9 protein-coding genes and 1 pseudogene are annotated in these 15,311 nt (G+C 74.9%); 4 read left to right on the top strand and 6 right to left on the bottom strand.

Annotated features, from left to right (window positions below; genetic code table 11):
• Nucleotides 1–61 precede the first annotated feature (61 nt).
• A pseudogene (locus B086_RS0120620) lies at nucleotides 62–1,387 on the top strand (beta-ketoacyl synthase N-terminal-like domain-containing protein); the annotation flags it as partial.
• Nucleotides 1,388–1,445: 58 nt separating this feature from the next.
• Entirely contained in the window at nucleotides 1,446–2,198 is a 753-nt protein-coding gene (locus tag B086_RS0120615) for a thioesterase II family protein (RefSeq protein ID WP_018568327.1), read from the top strand.
• Between the two features lie 132 nt (nucleotides 2,199–2,330).
• Here the strand turns inward: B086_RS0120615 and B086_RS0120610 are convergent, their stop codons facing one another.
• The 5 genes from B086_RS0120610 to B086_RS0120590 all read right to left on the bottom strand — a co-directional run bounded on the left by B086_RS0120610 (nucleotide 2,331) and on the right by B086_RS0120590 (nucleotide 7,390).
• Complete coding sequence (locus B086_RS0120610; protein WP_018568326.1) at nucleotides 2,331–3,125, bottom strand: ABC transporter permease; 795 nt, start codon at nucleotides 3,123–3,125, stop codon at nucleotides 2,331–2,333.
• Nucleotides 3,122–4,135, bottom strand: a complete 1,014-nt coding sequence (locus B086_RS0120605) for a daunorubicin resistance protein DrrA family ABC transporter ATP-binding protein (RefSeq protein WP_026252608.1) — start codon at nucleotides 4,133–4,135, stop codon at nucleotides 3,122–3,124. Before B086_RS0120605 ends, B086_RS0120610 begins: the two co-directional genes overlap by 4 nt.
• Before the next feature lie 120 nt (nucleotides 4,136–4,255).
• Entirely contained in the window at nucleotides 4,256–5,098 is an 843-nt protein-coding gene (locus B086_RS0120600; RefSeq protein ID WP_018568324.1) for a DUF4097 family beta strand repeat-containing protein, read from the bottom strand.
• A gap of 132 nt (nucleotides 5,099–5,230) precedes the next feature.
• Entirely contained in the window at nucleotides 5,231–5,770 is a 540-nt protein-coding gene (locus B086_RS0120595; protein WP_018568323.1) for a toxin-antitoxin system HicB family antitoxin, read from the bottom strand.
• A 327-nt stretch (nucleotides 5,771–6,097) separates the two neighbouring features.
• On the bottom strand, nucleotides 6,098–7,390 hold the full coding sequence (locus B086_RS0120590) for an aminotransferase class V-fold PLP-dependent enzyme (protein WP_018568322.1): 1,293 nt from the start codon (nucleotides 7,388–7,390) through the stop codon (nucleotides 6,098–6,100).
• Between the two features lie 435 nt (nucleotides 7,391–7,825).
• Between B086_RS0120590 and B086_RS43685 the strand changes: the two genes are divergently transcribed.
• Together B086_RS43685 and B086_RS0120580 are read left to right on the top strand one after the other, a co-directional pair.
• A complete protein-coding gene (locus B086_RS43685; RefSeq protein ID WP_018568321.1) occupies nucleotides 7,826–8,215 on the top strand; it encodes a hypothetical protein in 390 nt (129 codons plus the stop codon).
• 373 nt (nucleotides 8,216–8,588) lie between these two features.
• A complete protein-coding gene (locus tag B086_RS0120580) occupies nucleotides 8,589–13,952 on the top strand; it encodes a non-ribosomal peptide synthetase (protein WP_026252607.1) in 5,364 nt (1,787 codons plus the stop codon).
• 96 nt (nucleotides 13,953–14,048) lie between these two features.
• Here B086_RS0120580 and B086_RS0120575 read toward each other — a convergent pair whose 3' ends face one another.
• Nucleotides 14,049–15,305: a helix-turn-helix domain-containing protein gene (locus B086_RS0120575; RefSeq protein ID WP_018568320.1), complete on the bottom strand. Its 1,257-nt coding sequence runs from the start codon at nucleotides 15,303–15,305 to the stop codon at nucleotides 14,049–14,051.
• Between the last annotated feature and the right edge of the window lie 6 nt (nucleotides 15,306–15,311).

Here is a 15,311-nt window from a genome sequence, read left to right as displayed (position 1 = left end):
GAGGTACGAGGAACGAGGAACGAGGACCGAGGGGAAGGCCCCGAGCCACGTGGACACCAACGAGATCGTCGAGGCGCTGCGCGCCTCGCTGATGGAGAACGAGCGGCTGCGCACGGAGAACGAGCGGCTGGCGGGCCGCCAGGCCGAGCCGATCGCGATCGTGGGCATGGCCTGCCGGTTCGCCGGCGGAGTGGAGTGCCCCGAGGACCTGTGGCGGATGCTCGTCGAGGAACGCGACGGCGTCACCGAGTTCCCCGGCGACCGGGGCTGGGACGTCGAGGGTCTGTACGACCCGGAGGACGGCGCGCCCGGCCGGAGCATCACCCGGCACGGGGCGTTCCTCGCGGACGCGGCGGGGTTCGACGCCGAGCTGTTCGGCATCTCGCCCCGTGAGGCGCTGGAGATGGACCCGCAGCAGCGGCAGTTGCTGGAGACGGCGTGGGAGACCGTCGAGAACGCGCGGATCGACCCGCTGTCCCTGAAGGGCAGCAGGACCGGGGTGTTCACCGGGCTGATGTATCACGAGTACGAGGGCGCGAGCACCGGCGGCAGCCTGATCAGCGGGCGGATCGCGTTCACGCTGGGCCTGGAGGGTCCGGCGGTGACCGTGGACACGGCCTGCTCGTCGTCGCTGGTCGCGCTGCACCTGGCGAGCCAGGCGCTGCGGTCCGGTGAGTGCTCGCTGGCGCTGGCGGGCGGGGTGACGGTGATGGTCACCCCGGAGACCTTCCAGTACTTCACCAAGCAGCGCGGGCTGTCCCGGGACGGCCGGTGCCGGTCCTTCGCCGAGGCGGCGGACGGCACGGGCTGGGGCGAGGGCTCCGGCATGATCCTGCTGGAACGGCTGTCGGACGCGCGGCGCAACGGGCGGCGCATCCTGGCGGTGATCCGTTCCTCCGCGCTCAACCAGGACGGCGCGTCCAGCGGGCTGACCGCGCCCAACGGGCCCGCGCAGCAGCGGGTGATCCGGCAGGCGCTGGACAGCGCCGGGCTGCGGCCCGACGACGTCGACGCGGTCGACGCGCACGGCACGGCGACCAAGCTGGGCGACCCGATCGAGGCGCAGGCGCTGCTCGCCTCCTACGGGCGGGCCCGGCCCGCCGACCGGCCGCTGTGGCTGGGTTCGGTCAAGTCCAACCTGGGGCACACCCAGGCCGCCGCCGGTGTGGCCTCCGTCATCAAGATGGTGCTGTCGCTGCGGCACGGGCTGCTGCCGCGGACCCTCGGTGTCGACCGGCCGACGCCGCAGGTCGACTGGGAGGCCGGGCATGTGCGGCTGCTCACCGAGGCGCAGCCGTGGCCGCAGACCGGCAGGCCGCGCCGGGGCGGAGTCTCCTCGTTCGGCATCAGCGGCACCAACGCCCATGTGATCCTTGAGGAAGCACCCGCTGCCTGACGTACCGTCAGGCAAGTGGCACGACACAGAAACAGAAGTGGAGCCTGACGTGACCACCGAGGCAACTGTCGAGACCGGCGCGTGGATACGGCGCTTCCATCCCGCTCCGCAGGCCGCGCACCGCCTGGTGTGCTTCCCGCACGCGGGGGGCTCCGCCTCCTTCTACTTCCCGGTCTCCCGCACCCTCGCCCCGCACGCGGACGTGCTGGCGATCCAGTACCCGGGCCGCCAGGACCGGCGGCACGAGCCGTGCGTCGACACCATCCCGGCGCTGGCGGACATCCTGGTGGACGAGCTGGCGCCGTGGTGCGCCGACCGGCCGGTCACCTTCTTCGGGCACAGCATGGGCGCCTCCCTGGCCTTCGAGGTCGCCTCCCGGCTGGAGGCGCGCGGCACGGTGCTGCACGGCCTGTTCGCCTCGGGGCGGCGGGCGCCGTCGACCGTACGGGACGAGCGGGTGCACCTGAAGGACGACAACGGCCTGATCGCGGACATCACCCGGCTCAGCGGCACCGACACCCAGGTGCTCGGGGACCCGGAGGTGCTGCGCATGATCCTGCCCGCGGTCCGCGCCGACTACCGGGCCGCCGAGACGTACCGCTGGACGGGCGGGACGAAGCTGTCCTGCCCGGTCGCCGCCCTCACCGGCGACGACGACCCGCAGGTCACCCTGGACGAGGCGCGCGCCTGGGGCGAGCACACCTCCGGTCCCTTCGACCTGAAGGTGTTCCCCGGCGGGCACTTCTACCTCAACTCGCAGGCCGCCGAGGTGATCGCGGCCCTGAAGGACCACATGAGGTGACCGCCGCTCCGGCACACGGACGTGCCCGCCCGGACCGCTCACGCGGTCGGGGCGGGCAGGTCCCGTTCCGGTCCCGGTCCCGGTTGCGGTTCCGGTTCCGGTTCCGGTCCGGTTCTCGGGGGGCGTCCGCGCTCACTTCGGGTCGCGGTCGTACACCGTCTTCGCCCAGCGGTAGCCGAGCGCCGCGAGGCCCACGCACCAGGCGACGGCGATCCAGCCGTTGTTCCCGGTGCCGGTGCCCTCCAGCAGGCCGCGCAGCGTCTCGATGGCCGGGGTGAACGGCTGGTAGCGGGCGATCGGCTGGAACCAGCCCGGCATCGCGCCGACCGGCACGAAGGCGCTGGAGAGCAGCGGCAGGACCATCAGCGGCAGCGCGTTGTTGCTGGCCGCCTCCGCGTTCGGGCTGACCAGGCCCATGCCGACGGCGATCCAGGTGAGCGCCAGGGAGACCAGGGCCAGCAGTCCGACCGCGAGGACCCAGTCCAGGACACCGGCGTGCGGGGCGCGGAAGCCGATGGCCACCGCGACGGCGCCGACGAGGACCACGCTCAGCACACACTGGATCACACTGCTGACGACGTGTCCGATGAGCACCGAGCCGCGGTGGACGGCCATGGTGCGGAAGCGGGCGATGATGCCCTCGGTCATGTCCATCGACACCGACACCGCGCTGCCGATGGTGGTGCCGCCGATGGTCAGCATCAGGATGCCCGGCACCAGGTAGGTCAGGTAGGCGGACCGGTCGGCCCCGCCGTCCCCGAGTCCCGCGGCCATCACGTCGCCGAAGATGTAGACGAAGAGCAGGAGCAGCATCACCGGGGTGAGCAGCAGGTTCAGCGTCATGGACGGGTAGCGCCGGGCGTGCAGCAGATTGCGCCGCAGCATCGTGGACGAGTCGCGCACGGCAAGGGTCAGGGAGCTGCTCATCGGGCGTCCTCCTGGGACTGGGCGGGCCGGCCCGGCACCGGCAACGGCACGGCGGAGCCGGTCAGGGCGAAGAACACGTCGTCGAGGTCGGGGGTGTGCACGGTCAGCTCGTCCGCCTCGACACCGGCCGCGTCGAGCCGGGCGAGCAGGTCGCGCAGCGCGCGCTGGCTGCCGTCGCTGGGGATCTGGAGCGTGAGGGCCTCGTCGTCGCCGGTGGCGCCGGTGGCCTCGGTGAGGGCCGGGGCGGCGGCGCGGTACGCGGCCGGGTCGAGGAAGCGCAGTCGTACGTGCCCGCCGGGGACGATCCGTTTCAGCTCCTCGGCGGTGCCCTCGGCGGCGATCTTCCCGTCGTTCAGGACCGCGATGCGGTCGGCGAGTTCGTCGGCCTCCTCCAGGTACTGGGTGGTGAGGAAGACGGTGGTGCCGCCCGCGACGAGTTCGCGGATGATCTGCCACATGGTGTGCCGGCTGCGCGGGTCCAGGCCGGTGGTGGGTTCGTCGAGGAAGATGACCCGGGGGCCGCCGACGAGGGTCATGGCGATGTCGAGACGGCGCTTCATCCCGCCGGAGTAGCTCTGCGCGGGCTTCTTCGCGGCGTCGGCGAGGCCGAACCGCTCCAGCAGCTCGGCGGCGACGCGCCGTCCCTCGCGCCGGGGCAGGTGGTGCAGGTCCGCCATGAGGAGCATGTTCTCCTCCCCGGTGATCAGCCCGTCGACGGCGGAGAACTGCCCGGTGACACCGATCGCGGCGCGCACCCCGTCCGGCGAACCGGCGATGTCGTGGCCCGCGACCTGGGCCTGTCCGCCGTCGGCGGTGATGAGCGTGGTGAGGATCTTCACGGTGGTGGTCTTGCCGGCGCCGTTGGGTCCGAGCAGCGCGAACACGGAACCGGCCGGGATGCGCAGATCGATGCCGTCCAGGACGGTCTTGTCGCCGTACGCCTTGCGCAGGCCGGCGGCCGAGACGGCGGGCGGCGCGGAGACAGGCATGGGCATGACAGAAGAAGGCATGGAGCCCTCCGTTCAGAGGCTGAGAAGGACGGGTTCGTACGGCCTGGGGCCGCCGGGTCAGGGCGGGACGGCTTCGGGGGCAGGGCGGTACGGCTTCGGGGTCAGGGCCGGGGCGCCGGGTCAGGGCCGGGCGCGCAGGACGTCGATGCTGCCGTAGCGGGTGCGGGCGTGGATCTCGACGGTCTCCTCGGTCTCCGCCGGGGCGTCGGACGCGGCGAGCCGGTTGCGCACCTGCCCGGAGTCCGAGTGGGCGTCGAGCCAGGCGGCCGTGCCCTCGCGGACGCCGACCTCGATGGCACCGTAGGAGGTCTCCAGCCGCACACTGCCCCGCACCACTTCGCCCACCCGCAGATTGCCGTGCGCGGTGGTGGCGGTGAGCGGCCCCTCGGCGCGCCGGATCTCGATGTCGCCGTTGGCGCCGCTCACCCGCAGCTCGCCGGTCGCGGCCTCGACGGTCGTGGTGCCGTGCGAGTTCTTCAGGACGGCGGGACCCTCGACGAGGCCGACGCGCACGCTGCCGGAGCTGCTGGTGATCTCGGCCGTGCCCTCGATCCGGTCCACGGTGGCCGAGCCGTGCGAGGTGGTCAGCTGGAGCGGCCCGGTCGTGTCGAGGCGGACGTCGCCGACCGACGTCTTGACCCGCACCTCACCGAACCGGCCCTCCCCGAGCACCTGGATCCAGGAGCCGGTCACGTCGAGGTCCGAACCGGCGGGCAGTTCCACCGTCACTCGGACCGTGCCGGTGGGTCCGATGAAGGCGCGCTGCTTGGTCCTGATGGTCAGCGTGCCGTTGGCGTACGTCACCTCGGTCTGCTCGGCGGCCCGCACGTCCTTGTCCCGCTTCGGGTCGCCGGGGCGCACCGAGACGGCCGTGTCGGCGCGCTCTCCCGCGGTGAACTGGACGGAACCGGCGCCCACATGGGCGGTCACGGCGATCGGTCCGGGGGTCTCGAACGTAGGCATGGCTGTACCGTCCTCTTGGGTCTTCGGGGCGTCCTCGCAGGTGGGACGCGGTGTGGGTGAAGTGAGCTGCGGGGCGGTGACGTCAGGCGGGCGCGGGTCCCCGTGCGGGTCCCCGTGCGGGTGCCCGTGCGGTCAGCGCACCCAGCCCGTGAAGCTCTGTCCTACGGTGCGGGTCTTTCCCGCCGTACGCGGCCGGGCACCGCCGTCGACCGCGGCCGAGACGGCGCGCACCAGCCAGGCGTTGACCGACAGGCCCTCCCGGTTCGCGGCCTCCTCGGCACGCGCCTTGAGGTGGGCGGGGAGCCGGAGGTTGACGCGGGCGGTGCCGCCCTCGTCGCCCTCGCCGGGTGCGGGGGCCGCGGGGGACGCGAGGGCCGCGGACGGTTCGGCGGCCGGGGCCTCGTGTGCCGCCGCAGGGCCGCCGCCGGTGGGCGGCGGCGTCACCACGAAGTCGGGGTCGAGCCCGCGCAGCCGTACGTCGACCGAGCCGGGGGCGAGTTCACGGGTGATCTCGTCCATCGCGGCGGAGAGCACGTGGAGCAGGGTCAGCCGGGTCGCCGACTCCAGCGGAGCGGTGAGCCGCTCGGCCAGCTCGCGGGCGTCCTCGCCGCCGGCTTCGGCGGCCACCGCGAGTTCACGGCGGAGGGTCTCGACATACGGGGTGAGGTCCATGACGCCATCATGGCATCACAATGGCGCTATACACAAGGAGCGATGACACCATGGCGGCAGCCGGGCGGCCCACCGCCTCACGAATGTGGCGCTGACCTGGGGGGATGCGCGGGAAAGTCGTGCGCCATGGTGGCGTCGCGTGCGCGGGCATCCCTTTCCGGCGGGGCGGAGTGGCACCAGGTGGCGCCGGGTGGCACACCATGGCGCCATGGTGTGCCACCCGGCGCCATGGGACGCCGCAGGGCACCCCCGCGCCCCGGGCAGCGGCGAACCCAGGTCACGACGGAACGTCATGACCTGGGTTCTGGACCGACTCGTCCGGACCGCTCAGGGGGCGGGCACCAGGGACAGGTGGCGGCGCCCGGACGGACGGGGACGCGGGACCGGCGCTCCGGCCGCCACTGCCGACACCGGCACGGACCCGGGCGCGGAGGCCACGGCGCGCAGCCCCGCACGTGCCCCGGCCGGTACGGCCGCCGGTGCGCCGGCCGGTGCGAGGACCGGCGCGGGGACCGCCGCCGCCCCGCGCCCGTGCCGTACGCCCTCGTGCACGGCCTCGCGCAGCGCCTCGGCGAACCGGTCCACGTCCTGTACGGAGTTGTCGCCGTGCACCGAGGCACGGACGGCCGTGGTGACCCCGCGGCCGGGCAGGAACAGCGGGGTCTCCTGCGCCACGGTCTTGCGGACCACGACCCCGCGCTCGGCCAGCCGCCGCCGGATGAGCGCGGCGGGCAGCTCGGCGTGCCGGAAGGCGAGCACGCCGGAGTGGGTCCGCCCGGGGGCGATCAGTTCGGCGCCGGGGGTCTCCTCGACGGCCGCGCGCAGCGCCGGAGCCAGCTCCCGGTACGCGTCCGCCGGTGCGGGCAGGGCGAGGGCCGTGTTCAGCGCGGCGACGGCCGCGCCGTGCGGGGCGGAGCGCGGTGCCACGCCGTACGGGGCCAGGGCCTGGCGCAGCCTCGGTGCCGCGTAGGCGAACCCGATGGACTCCGGTCCGCGCAGGAACCGCCAGCCGTCCCCGGTGAGCAGGTCGCAGCCGATGCGGGCCGCGTCCACGGGGAGCTGGCCGACGGAGTAGGAGACGTCGACCGCGTACAGGGCGCGGTGCGGGGCGAGGACGCGGCCCGCCTCCTCCACCGGGTTGACGATGCCGCAGCCCGCCGGGACATGGGTCAGGGAGACGAGGGCGACGTCGTCGTCGATGTGCGCGGCCATCCACTCCAGGTCCAGGTCGCCGTCCGGGCGCAGCGGCACGACGTCCAGGGCGCAGCGGGTGCGGTCGCGCAGCGCGAACAGGGTGGTGAGGTGGGCGACACCCTCGTAGGGCGTGGTCCAGACGCGGTCGCGGGGGCCGAGGGGCAGCCGGGACACGACGGTGTCGAACGCGTCGGCGGCCCCCTTGAACAGGACCGTGTCGCCGGACGGCGCGCCCAGCAGGTGCGCGAGCCGGGCGTCCAGTTCGGGACGCACCTCGTCGTGGACATGTTCGTCCAGCTCGTACGGCCCGTGGCGGTCCTCGTGACGGGTCCGTTCCCTGAGGACGGCACGCGCGGCGGCCGGCATGCGGCCCAGGTCCGCGGTGTCGAGATGGACCCAGCGGTCACCGTGGGAGATCGCGTTCATTCCGGGGCCTCCCCCCGTTCGTCGGCAATCTGTTGCCACTTTCATGGCAACAGATTGCCAAGCTGTACGGCGACTTGGCAACGTACGCTCAGGCGGCGCTCTAGTGACGGGGCTCCGGCAAGGGCTTCCGGGTGCTGTCGGCCCCCGGATCGCCTGCCCTGGCTCCGTTCTCGAACCGGCCCGGCTCGTTTCCCGAGGAATTGCCCAGCGTTGTCAAAGCCGCGCGGCACCTGCCGGTTCCCTGCGTTTCCGCAGCTCGAAGCGGGTCCGGCGAGGCGACTGCGGCACCCTGTCCAGCGTTCTGGAGGGTTTCTGGTGGCCTCCTCGACTCGATCTCGAACGATTCCCCACCGTTTCCCGAGATTCCCTTGCCAATCTTCTTGGCAAGAGGTTGCCAAGCAACGAACACGGACTTGTCACAGGGGAGTCAGTCACATGAACCGCATCGCCCGGATCGCCGCCGTCGCCGCCGCCACCGTCGCCCTCTCCGCCGCCGGGGTCGGTGTCGCCTCCGCCGACGACATCGGCTGGCCGGTCGCGCCCCACACGGTCTCCGCCGCGGCCACGGACGACATCGGCTGGCCCGTCGCCCCCACCACCGGCCCGGCCGACAAGCCCGCCGGGGACATCGGCTGGCCGGTCGCCCCCGCCTCCGCCACCACCGTCAACAAGCCCGCCGGGGACATCGGCTGGCCCACCGCCACCCAGGCCGTCGCCAAGCACAGCGACGACATCGGCTGGCCGGTCGCGCCCGGCACCGTCTCCCCTGCCGCCGCCAACAAGCCCGCGGGCGACATCGGCTGGCCGCTCGTCGCCTCCGCCTGACCACCGCCCACCCGGGCAACCGGAGCCCGCTCCACCGTGACGCCCCCGCCGGCCTTCGCGCCGTGGCGGGGGCTTCGGCGTGTGCCGGTTCGGGGCTGACGGCTTCCGGGTTCCGGGTTCCGGCTGGCGGCTTCCGGCTGGCGGCTGGCGGCTTCCGGCCGGCGAGGGCGTGGCGCGCCTTGCCCACGCCCGTTCGCCTCCCCGCTTGTCCCCGCTTGGCAACCCCCACCCGCCCCCGGCACACAATCGCGCCCTGCCCACCTGCGACTCCACCCGCACTCCACCATTCCAAGACACCGTCTCAGGAATGCCTTGCCAAGCTTCAGGCAACGTTTTGCCAAGCCCGGAAGGCGCTGTCCTAAGGAGCGAGTCGATGTCCATCTCCGGTCTCATCGAGCAGCAGGTCCTGGCACGGCCCGACGCGATCGCGGTCGCCTACCCCGGGCTCGGCGGCGACGGCGCGTCCCTCACCTACGCGGAGCTGAGCCGCGCGGCCAACCGCCTCGCCGCGCATCTGCGGGCCCGCGGCGTGGGCCGGGGCGACCGGGTGGTGACCTCGCTCAGGCCGGGACCGGAGCTGGTGACCGCGTTCCTCGGGATCGTGCGGGCCGGCGCCGCCTACGTCCCGGTCGACCCGGCCGACCCCGCCGAGCGACGCCGGCTGATCGTGCGCGACAGCGCGGCCCGTACCGTGCTCACCGAGGGCGCCGGCGCCCTCGAGTACCGCGGCCAGGACCTCACCGTCGTCGCCCTGGACGCCGAGGCCGCCGAGATCGCCGCCCGCCCCGGCACCCTGCGCGCCGAGGACATCACCCCCGAGGACACCGCCTACGTCTGCTACACCTCCGGCACCACGGGCACACCCAAGGGCGTCGTCGTCCCGCACCGGGCCGTGCTGGACCTGGTGGGCTCCACCGAGCACCTGCGGCTGACCCCCGCCGACACGGTGGCGCAGGCCGCGAACCCGGTCTTCGACGCGGTCACCTTCGAGGTGTGGGCGACGCTCGCGGCGGGCGCCCGCCTGGTCGGGCTGAGCCGGAACACCGTCACCGACCCCGACTGCTTCGCCGAGGCCGTCCGCACCCACGGCATCTCCGTGGCCTTCCTGACGACCGCCCTGTTCCAGCTGATCGCCCGCGAACGGCCCGCCGCGTTCGCCCCGTTGCGCGCCCTGCTCTTCGGCGGCGAGACCTGCGACCCGCGCCGGGTGCGGGAGGTCTTCGCCGCCGGGGCGCCCGAGCGGCTGCTGCACATGTACGGGCCGACCGAGGCCACCACGTTCGCCACCTGGCACGAGGTCACCGAGCCCGCCGGGGGCGACCGCACCGTCCCGATCGGCCGCCCCCTCGGCGCCACCACCGCGGTCGTCGTGGGCCGCGACGGCACCCCGGCCGCGGCCGGGCAGACAGGTGAACTCCTGCTCGGCGGGCCCGGTCTGGCCACCGGATACCTGAACCGGCCGCAGCTGACCGCGCAGCGGTTCGTGACCGACCGGTTCACCGGTGGCGGCGGAGTGCTCTACCGCACCGGCGACCTGGTGACGGTCCGCGAGGACGGCGCCCTGGAGTTCGCCGGACGGCTCGACGACCAGGTCAAGCTGCGCGGCCACCGGGTGGAGCTGGGCGAGATCGAGTCGGTGCTCACCGCCCACCCGGGCGTGGCGGCCGCCGCGGTGTCCGTGCACGAGACACCCGACGGCGACAAGCACCTCGTGGCCCACGTGGTCCCGGCGGCGCCGGGCGCGGGGACGGCGGGCCCCGGTCCGGACGCGCAGCTCGCCCGGATCACCCAGTGGCAGGAGATCCACGAGACCCTGCACGACCACGCGGAGGCGGAACAGACCGAACTGGGCAGCGACTTCACCGGCTGGCACAGCAGCTACGACGCCCGGCCGATCCCCGCCGAACAGGTGCGGGAGTGGCAGCGGGCCACCCTGGAGCGGATCCGCGAGCTGCCCCGGCGCCGGGTGCTGGAGATCGGTGTGGGCACCGGCCTGCTGCTCAGCAGGCTCGCCCGTGAACCGGAGTGCGAGGAGTACTGGGCGACCGACCTGTCCGCCCCCGCCGTCGCCGCGCTCACCGCCCGGCTGGCGGACGACCCGGTGCTCGGCGGCAAGGTCCGGCTGCGCCGGCAGAGCGCCGAGGACACCACGGGGCTGCCCGCCGGCCACTTCGACGTGATCGTCCTCAACTCCGTCGTCCAGTACTTCCCGGACCTGTCCTACCTGCGCACCGTCATCGGGGCGACGCTGCCCCTGCTGGCCCCGGGCGGCTCCCTGGTCCTGGGCGACCTGCGCAGCCTGGACCTCTCCCGCTGCCTGGAGACCGGCGTCGAACTCGCCCGGCCCGACGCCTTCGAGGCCGACCGCGACGCCCAGCGCCGCCGCATCGACCAGCGCGTCGCCACCGAGACCGAACTGCTGCTCTCCCCCGCCCTGTTCGACGCCCTCGCCCGCGAACTGCCCGCGGTGCGCGCCGTGGACGTACGCGTCAAGCGGGGCGTCCACCACAACGAGCTGACCCGCTACCGCTACGACGCGGTGCTGTCCACCGCCGAGCCGGTCGCCGACCTCGCCGCGGCCCCCACCGCCGTCTGGGACCGCGACATCACCTCCGCCGCCGGTGCCGCCGCCCACCTCGCCGAGCACCGGCCCGCCGTGCTGCGCCTGGCCCAGGTGCCCAACCGCCGGGTGCACGACGAGTACGCCGCGATGGAGGCGCTGGACAACCCGCTCGAAGGGCTCGACCTGCCGCCGCAGGACGCGCCCGCCCCCGACCCCGAGGCGCTGTGCGCGGCCGGTGAGCGGCTGGGCTACCGCGCCCTGCCGACCTGGTCCGGGCAGGGCGCCCGGTTCCTCGACATCGTCTACGTCGACCCGGACCGGGTCCCGGCCGGTGCCCTGACCGGCGTGCGCACCGGGCCCGCCGCCGCCGTGGCGGACTGCGCCAACACACCGGTCACGTTCGACCGGAGCGTGGACCTGGAGGTCGTCCTGCGCACCCATCTCCAGGAGCGGCTGCCCGACTTCATGATCCCTTCGGTGCTGACCACCCTGGACGCGCTGCCGCTGAACGCCCACGGCAAGGTCGACCGGGGCGCGCTGCCCGCCCCGGCGCTCACCGCGCACCGCCCCGGCACCCAGCCGGGCTCGCCGGTCCAGGAGATCGTGCGCGATCTGTTCGCGGAGGCGGTGGGCCTGCCGCGCGGCGCGGTGGACGCCGACTCCGACTTCTTCCGCATCGGCGGCCACTCGCTGGCCGCCGCCCGGCTCCTGTCCCGGGTCCGCGAGACGCTGGGCACCGACCCCGGCAGCCGCGCCCTGTACGAGGCGCCGACCCCGGCCCGGTTCGCCGCGCTCGTCGGCGACGTCCCGGCCACGGTCACCGGCCCGGCGGGCGCGGGCAGCGACAGCGCGGTGCTGCCGCTGCGGCTGCGCGGCGCCCTGGACCGGCGGGCCCTGGACGAGGCGCTGGAGGACCTGGGCCGCCGCCACGAGGTGCTGCGCAACTCCCGGCTCGGCTCGGCCGGTACGCGGCTGCGCGGCATCGCCGCCGACGACCACCTGCTGGACCTGGCGCTGCCCGCCGACTCCGTGGACCTCTGGTCCCATCTGCCGCTGGCCGCCGAACTCGCCCAGGCGTACGGGGCACGCGCCACCGGCGGCACCCCGCGCCGCTCCCCCGCCGCGCTGGACGCGCCCTCCCGCGCGTTCCTCGGCGATGTGGCGCCGACCCCGCTGCCGGGCTCCGCGCCGCGCGCCGCACACAGCTCGTACGCCACGCTCGACGCGGAGCTGGGGGCCGAACTGCACGACGGGCTCACCCGGTTCGCGGCCGAGCACGGCACCACCCTGTTCATGGTGGTACACGCCGCGCTGACCGCGGTGCTGTCCCGGCTGGGTGTGTCCGGCGAGGTCACCGTGGCCGCGCCGGTCCCGGCCCGGGGCAGCGCCGGGCTGCGCGGCGCGGTGGGCGCCCACGGCCGGGTCCTGGCGCTGTCGGCCGACCCCTCGGGCGACCCCGCGTTCGAGGAGCTGCTGCGCCGGGTCAGGGCGGCCGACCTCGCCGCCTACCGGGACGGCGGGGCCGCGCTCGCCCGGCCGGGCGGCGTCGCGCTGACCGTGTTGCAGGCGGACACCGGGCGGCGGTTCACGGCGGCCGGGCTGACCGTGGAGGTGGAACAGGCCGAACTGCCGCTGCCCGAGGCCGATGTGGCGTTCGTGCTGACCGAGCGGCAGAGTCCGGCGGGCGCGCCCGCGGGCATCGCCGTCGCCACCTCGCACCGGCTGGAGACGGTCGGTGAGGCGGCGGCGGCCTCGCTCACCGGGCAGTTGATCGCCGTGCTCCAGGCGGCACTCGACGCGCCGGACACCGCGCTGAGCCGGCTGCGGCTGCTGCCCGGACCGGCCGGGCGGGGCGGGGTGTGGGCGGTGCCGAGCGCACCGGTCCCGGTACGGGGCGTGGCCGAGCTGTTCGCGGCGCAGATGGCGCGGGCCCCCGAGGCGCCCGCGCTCGCCGGGATGGACTACGCCGAACTCGACGCCCGTTCGGACCTGTTGGCGCACGCGCTCATCGAGCATCAGGCGGGTCCCGGCACGTCGGTGCTGACCGCGCTGTCGTCACCGTCCGGGTTCGCGGTCGCCGCGCTCGCCGTGGCCAAGACGGGCGCCGCGCTGCTGCCGGTGCTCCCGTCGGGTGAACTGCCGGACGCCGTACGGCCGGTGGTGCTGCTGCTGGACGAGACGGCGGACCTGCTGCTGCCCGCCGTGCCCGGGGCGGCCCGGCTGGTCCGGGACGACGCGGCCGACCGGCTGCCGTCGGCGGGCCACTGGCCGGTGAGGGACGCCGACCGGACCCGTCCGGCGCGGTCCGGTGACCCGGCGCTGCTGATGCCCGCCGAGGACGGCACGGTGGTGATCGGTCCGGAGGCGGTCGCCGCGGCCACCCTCGCCGGACCGGCCGACGCCGCCTGGCTGGTGCGCGGCTATCCGGACGGGGACGCGGCGCTCGGTCTGCTGGGCGCGCTGGTGCGCGGCGCGAGGGTGCGGATCCCGGACGCCTCCCTCACCCACGCGGTGCCGCACGAGGTGCTGAGCTGGCTGCGGCGGTGCGACACCCGGGTGGTGCTCGGCGGCGCCGACGACCTGTTGTGCGCGCTGGTCGCACTGGCCCGCGCCGAGGGCACCGGGCTGACCGTGAGCGGCGGCTGGGCCGAGGGCCGGCTCGTCGTCGAGCAGGGCCCCGGCCGCCCCGCCCGCCCCGCGCCCGGCCATCGGGCGTATGTCCTGGACGCCCGGCTGCGTCCGGTGGCCGCCGGGGAGACAGGGGCACTGTACATCGCCGGTGCGGGCGTGGCGCGCGGCTACGCCGGGGCGCCGGGGGCCACCGGGGAGCGGTTCCTGCCGGACCCGTTCGCCGCCGGGGAGGGGGCCGCCCGCGGCGCCGCGGAGGACGGTTCGGACGCCGGTGCGGACGGCCGTACGCCGCTGATGTGGCGTACCGGACGGGCCGCCCGGCTGGACGCGGACGGCGGGCTGCGGGTCCTGGACCACCCGGCGGCGGACGACCCGTTCGCCGACGAGTTCGCCACGTTCGTGGTCCTGGCGGACCGCTTCGGGCACCACGCGCTGTGGCCGTCCGCGGCGGCCGTGCCCGCGGGCTGGCACGAGAGCCACGCCGAGGACCTGTACGAACTGTGCCTCGACCACATCAACGACCGGCTGGGCCACTCGCTCTGAGGCTCGGGCGGCGACGGCAGCGCGCCGAGGGGGATGCGCCGCACCGGGGCGCATCCCCCTCGGTCGGCCTCGTGCCGTACCCGCCTCCCCGCCCGGTCAGGCGATGTCCCGTTCCCGGGCCGCCGGGGCGGCGGGGTCGCCTGCGGGCCCCCGGCTCTGGGCAAGCGCCTCGGCGAGGATGCGCCAGATCTCGGCGGCGAGGTCGATGTTGGCGTCCGCCTGGGCCTGTTCCGCCAGGGCGCGCAGCCCGGCCACCCCGCTCTCGTCGCCGGACAGGATCCGGAGCTGGTGGCGGAGGATGTCGAGGCGGACGCGGTCGCGGTAGGTCATCCGGGGCTGTTCGCGGGCGAGTTCGCCGAGCAGGGTGCGGGCGTCGTCGTAGTTCCCGGTGAGGAAGGCGAGGTCGGCCTTGAGCGCGGTGAGTTCCTGGCGCAGGCCCGGGGTGCCGACGAAGGCGAGGGCCGGTTCGGCGGCGGCGACGCACCGCTCGGCGGCCCGCGGGTCGGCGGGGACCTTCTGGAGGTGCAGCCGTCCGGCGGCGAGCCGCAGCCGGAGCCACAGCACCAGGTCCTCGCCGCTGCTGAACTTCTCCAGGGCCTGTTCCAGGCAGTGCTGGGCGGCCGGGTAGTCGCCCTGGCGCATCCGGACGGCCGCGGCGGTCCACATCGCCTCGGCCCACAGGGTGTCGGTGCGGCCCTCCACGAGGACCGTCAGTTCGTCGGTGTGGGCCCTGGCGTCCGGCAGCCGGCCGGCCTCGGCCTCCACCGACACCAGGGCCAGCAGCACCGTGGCCCGGTCCTCCACGCCGAGCGCTCCGTCCCGGGCCAGGTGGTGGGCGGTGACGGCGGCGTCCAGCGCGGCGGAGATCTCGCCGAGCGAGCGCAGGCAGCGCGCGAGCCGGGTCAGGCCGCGGACCCGCAGCTCGGTCAGCGCGACCTCGTCGCCGAGCCGGACCAGCTCCTCCAGATAGCCGCGCTCGCCCTCGTGGTCGCCCTGGAGGCGCCGGTGCCGGGCCAGTTGCCACAGGGCCTGCCAGCGCAGGACGGGCGCTTCGTGCTGTTCGGCGGCCAGCGCCTCGCGCAGGATCTCGACGGCGTCCTCGGAGCCGGTGGAGGCGACGAGGGTGAGCGCGTGGGCGAGGGAGCCGCCCGCGGGTTCCTCGAAGTCGTCGGGTTTCATGCCCAGCCGCTCGGCGAGGTAGGCGACGGCCCGCTCGGTGGGCTGCCGGGCGCCCGACTCCAGCCGGGACAGATATCCGGTGGACATGCCGTCCCCGGCCAGCGCGGTCTGGGAGAGGCCCTGGGCCGTACGCAGCTTCCGCAGGCGGCGGCCGAACGCGGGCTGTCGGAGCATGTGACC

The sequence above is a fragment of the Streptomyces sp. PsTaAH-124 genome, from assembly GCF_000373685.1.
Classification (GTDB): Bacteria; Actinomycetota; Actinomycetes; order Streptomycetales; family Streptomycetaceae; genus Streptomyces; species Streptomyces andamanensis.
The sequence above is the reverse complement of the archived record's forward strand: the minus strand, read 5'-3'. Positions and strand labels throughout refer to the sequence as shown.

What these genes read in the sequence shown, in the direction of transcription:
- B086_RS0120610 (WP_018568326.1), bottom strand. Translation starts at nt 3,125, where the DNA reads ATGAGCAGCTCCCTGACCCTTGCCGTGCGCGACTCGTCCACGATGCTG.
- B086_RS0120605 (WP_026252608.1), bottom strand. Translation starts at nt 4,135, where the DNA reads ATGCCTTCTTCTGTCATGCCCATGCCTGTCTCCGCGCCGCCCGCCGTC.
- B086_RS0120600 (WP_018568324.1), bottom strand. Translation starts at nt 5,098, where the DNA reads ATGCCTACGTTCGAGACCCCCGGACCGATCGCCGTGACCGCCCATGTG.
- B086_RS0120595 (WP_018568323.1), bottom strand. Translation starts at nt 5,770, where the DNA reads ATGGACCTCACCCCGTATGTCGAGACCCTCCGCCGTGAACTCGCGGTG.
- B086_RS0120590 (WP_018568322.1), bottom strand. Translation starts at nt 7,390, where the DNA reads ATGAACGCGATCTCCCACGGTGACCGCTGGGTCCATCTCGACACCGCG.
- B086_RS43685 (WP_018568321.1), top strand. Translation starts at nt 7,826, where the DNA reads ATGAACCGCATCGCCCGGATCGCCGCCGTCGCCGCCGCCACCGTCGCC.
- B086_RS0120580 (WP_026252607.1), top strand. Translation starts at nt 8,589, where the DNA reads ATGTCCATCTCCGGTCTCATCGAGCAGCAGGTCCTGGCACGGCCCGAC.
- B086_RS0120575 (WP_018568320.1), bottom strand. Translation starts at nt 15,305, where the DNA reads ATGCTCCGACAGCCCGCGTTCGGCCGCCGCCTGCGGAAGCTGCGTACG.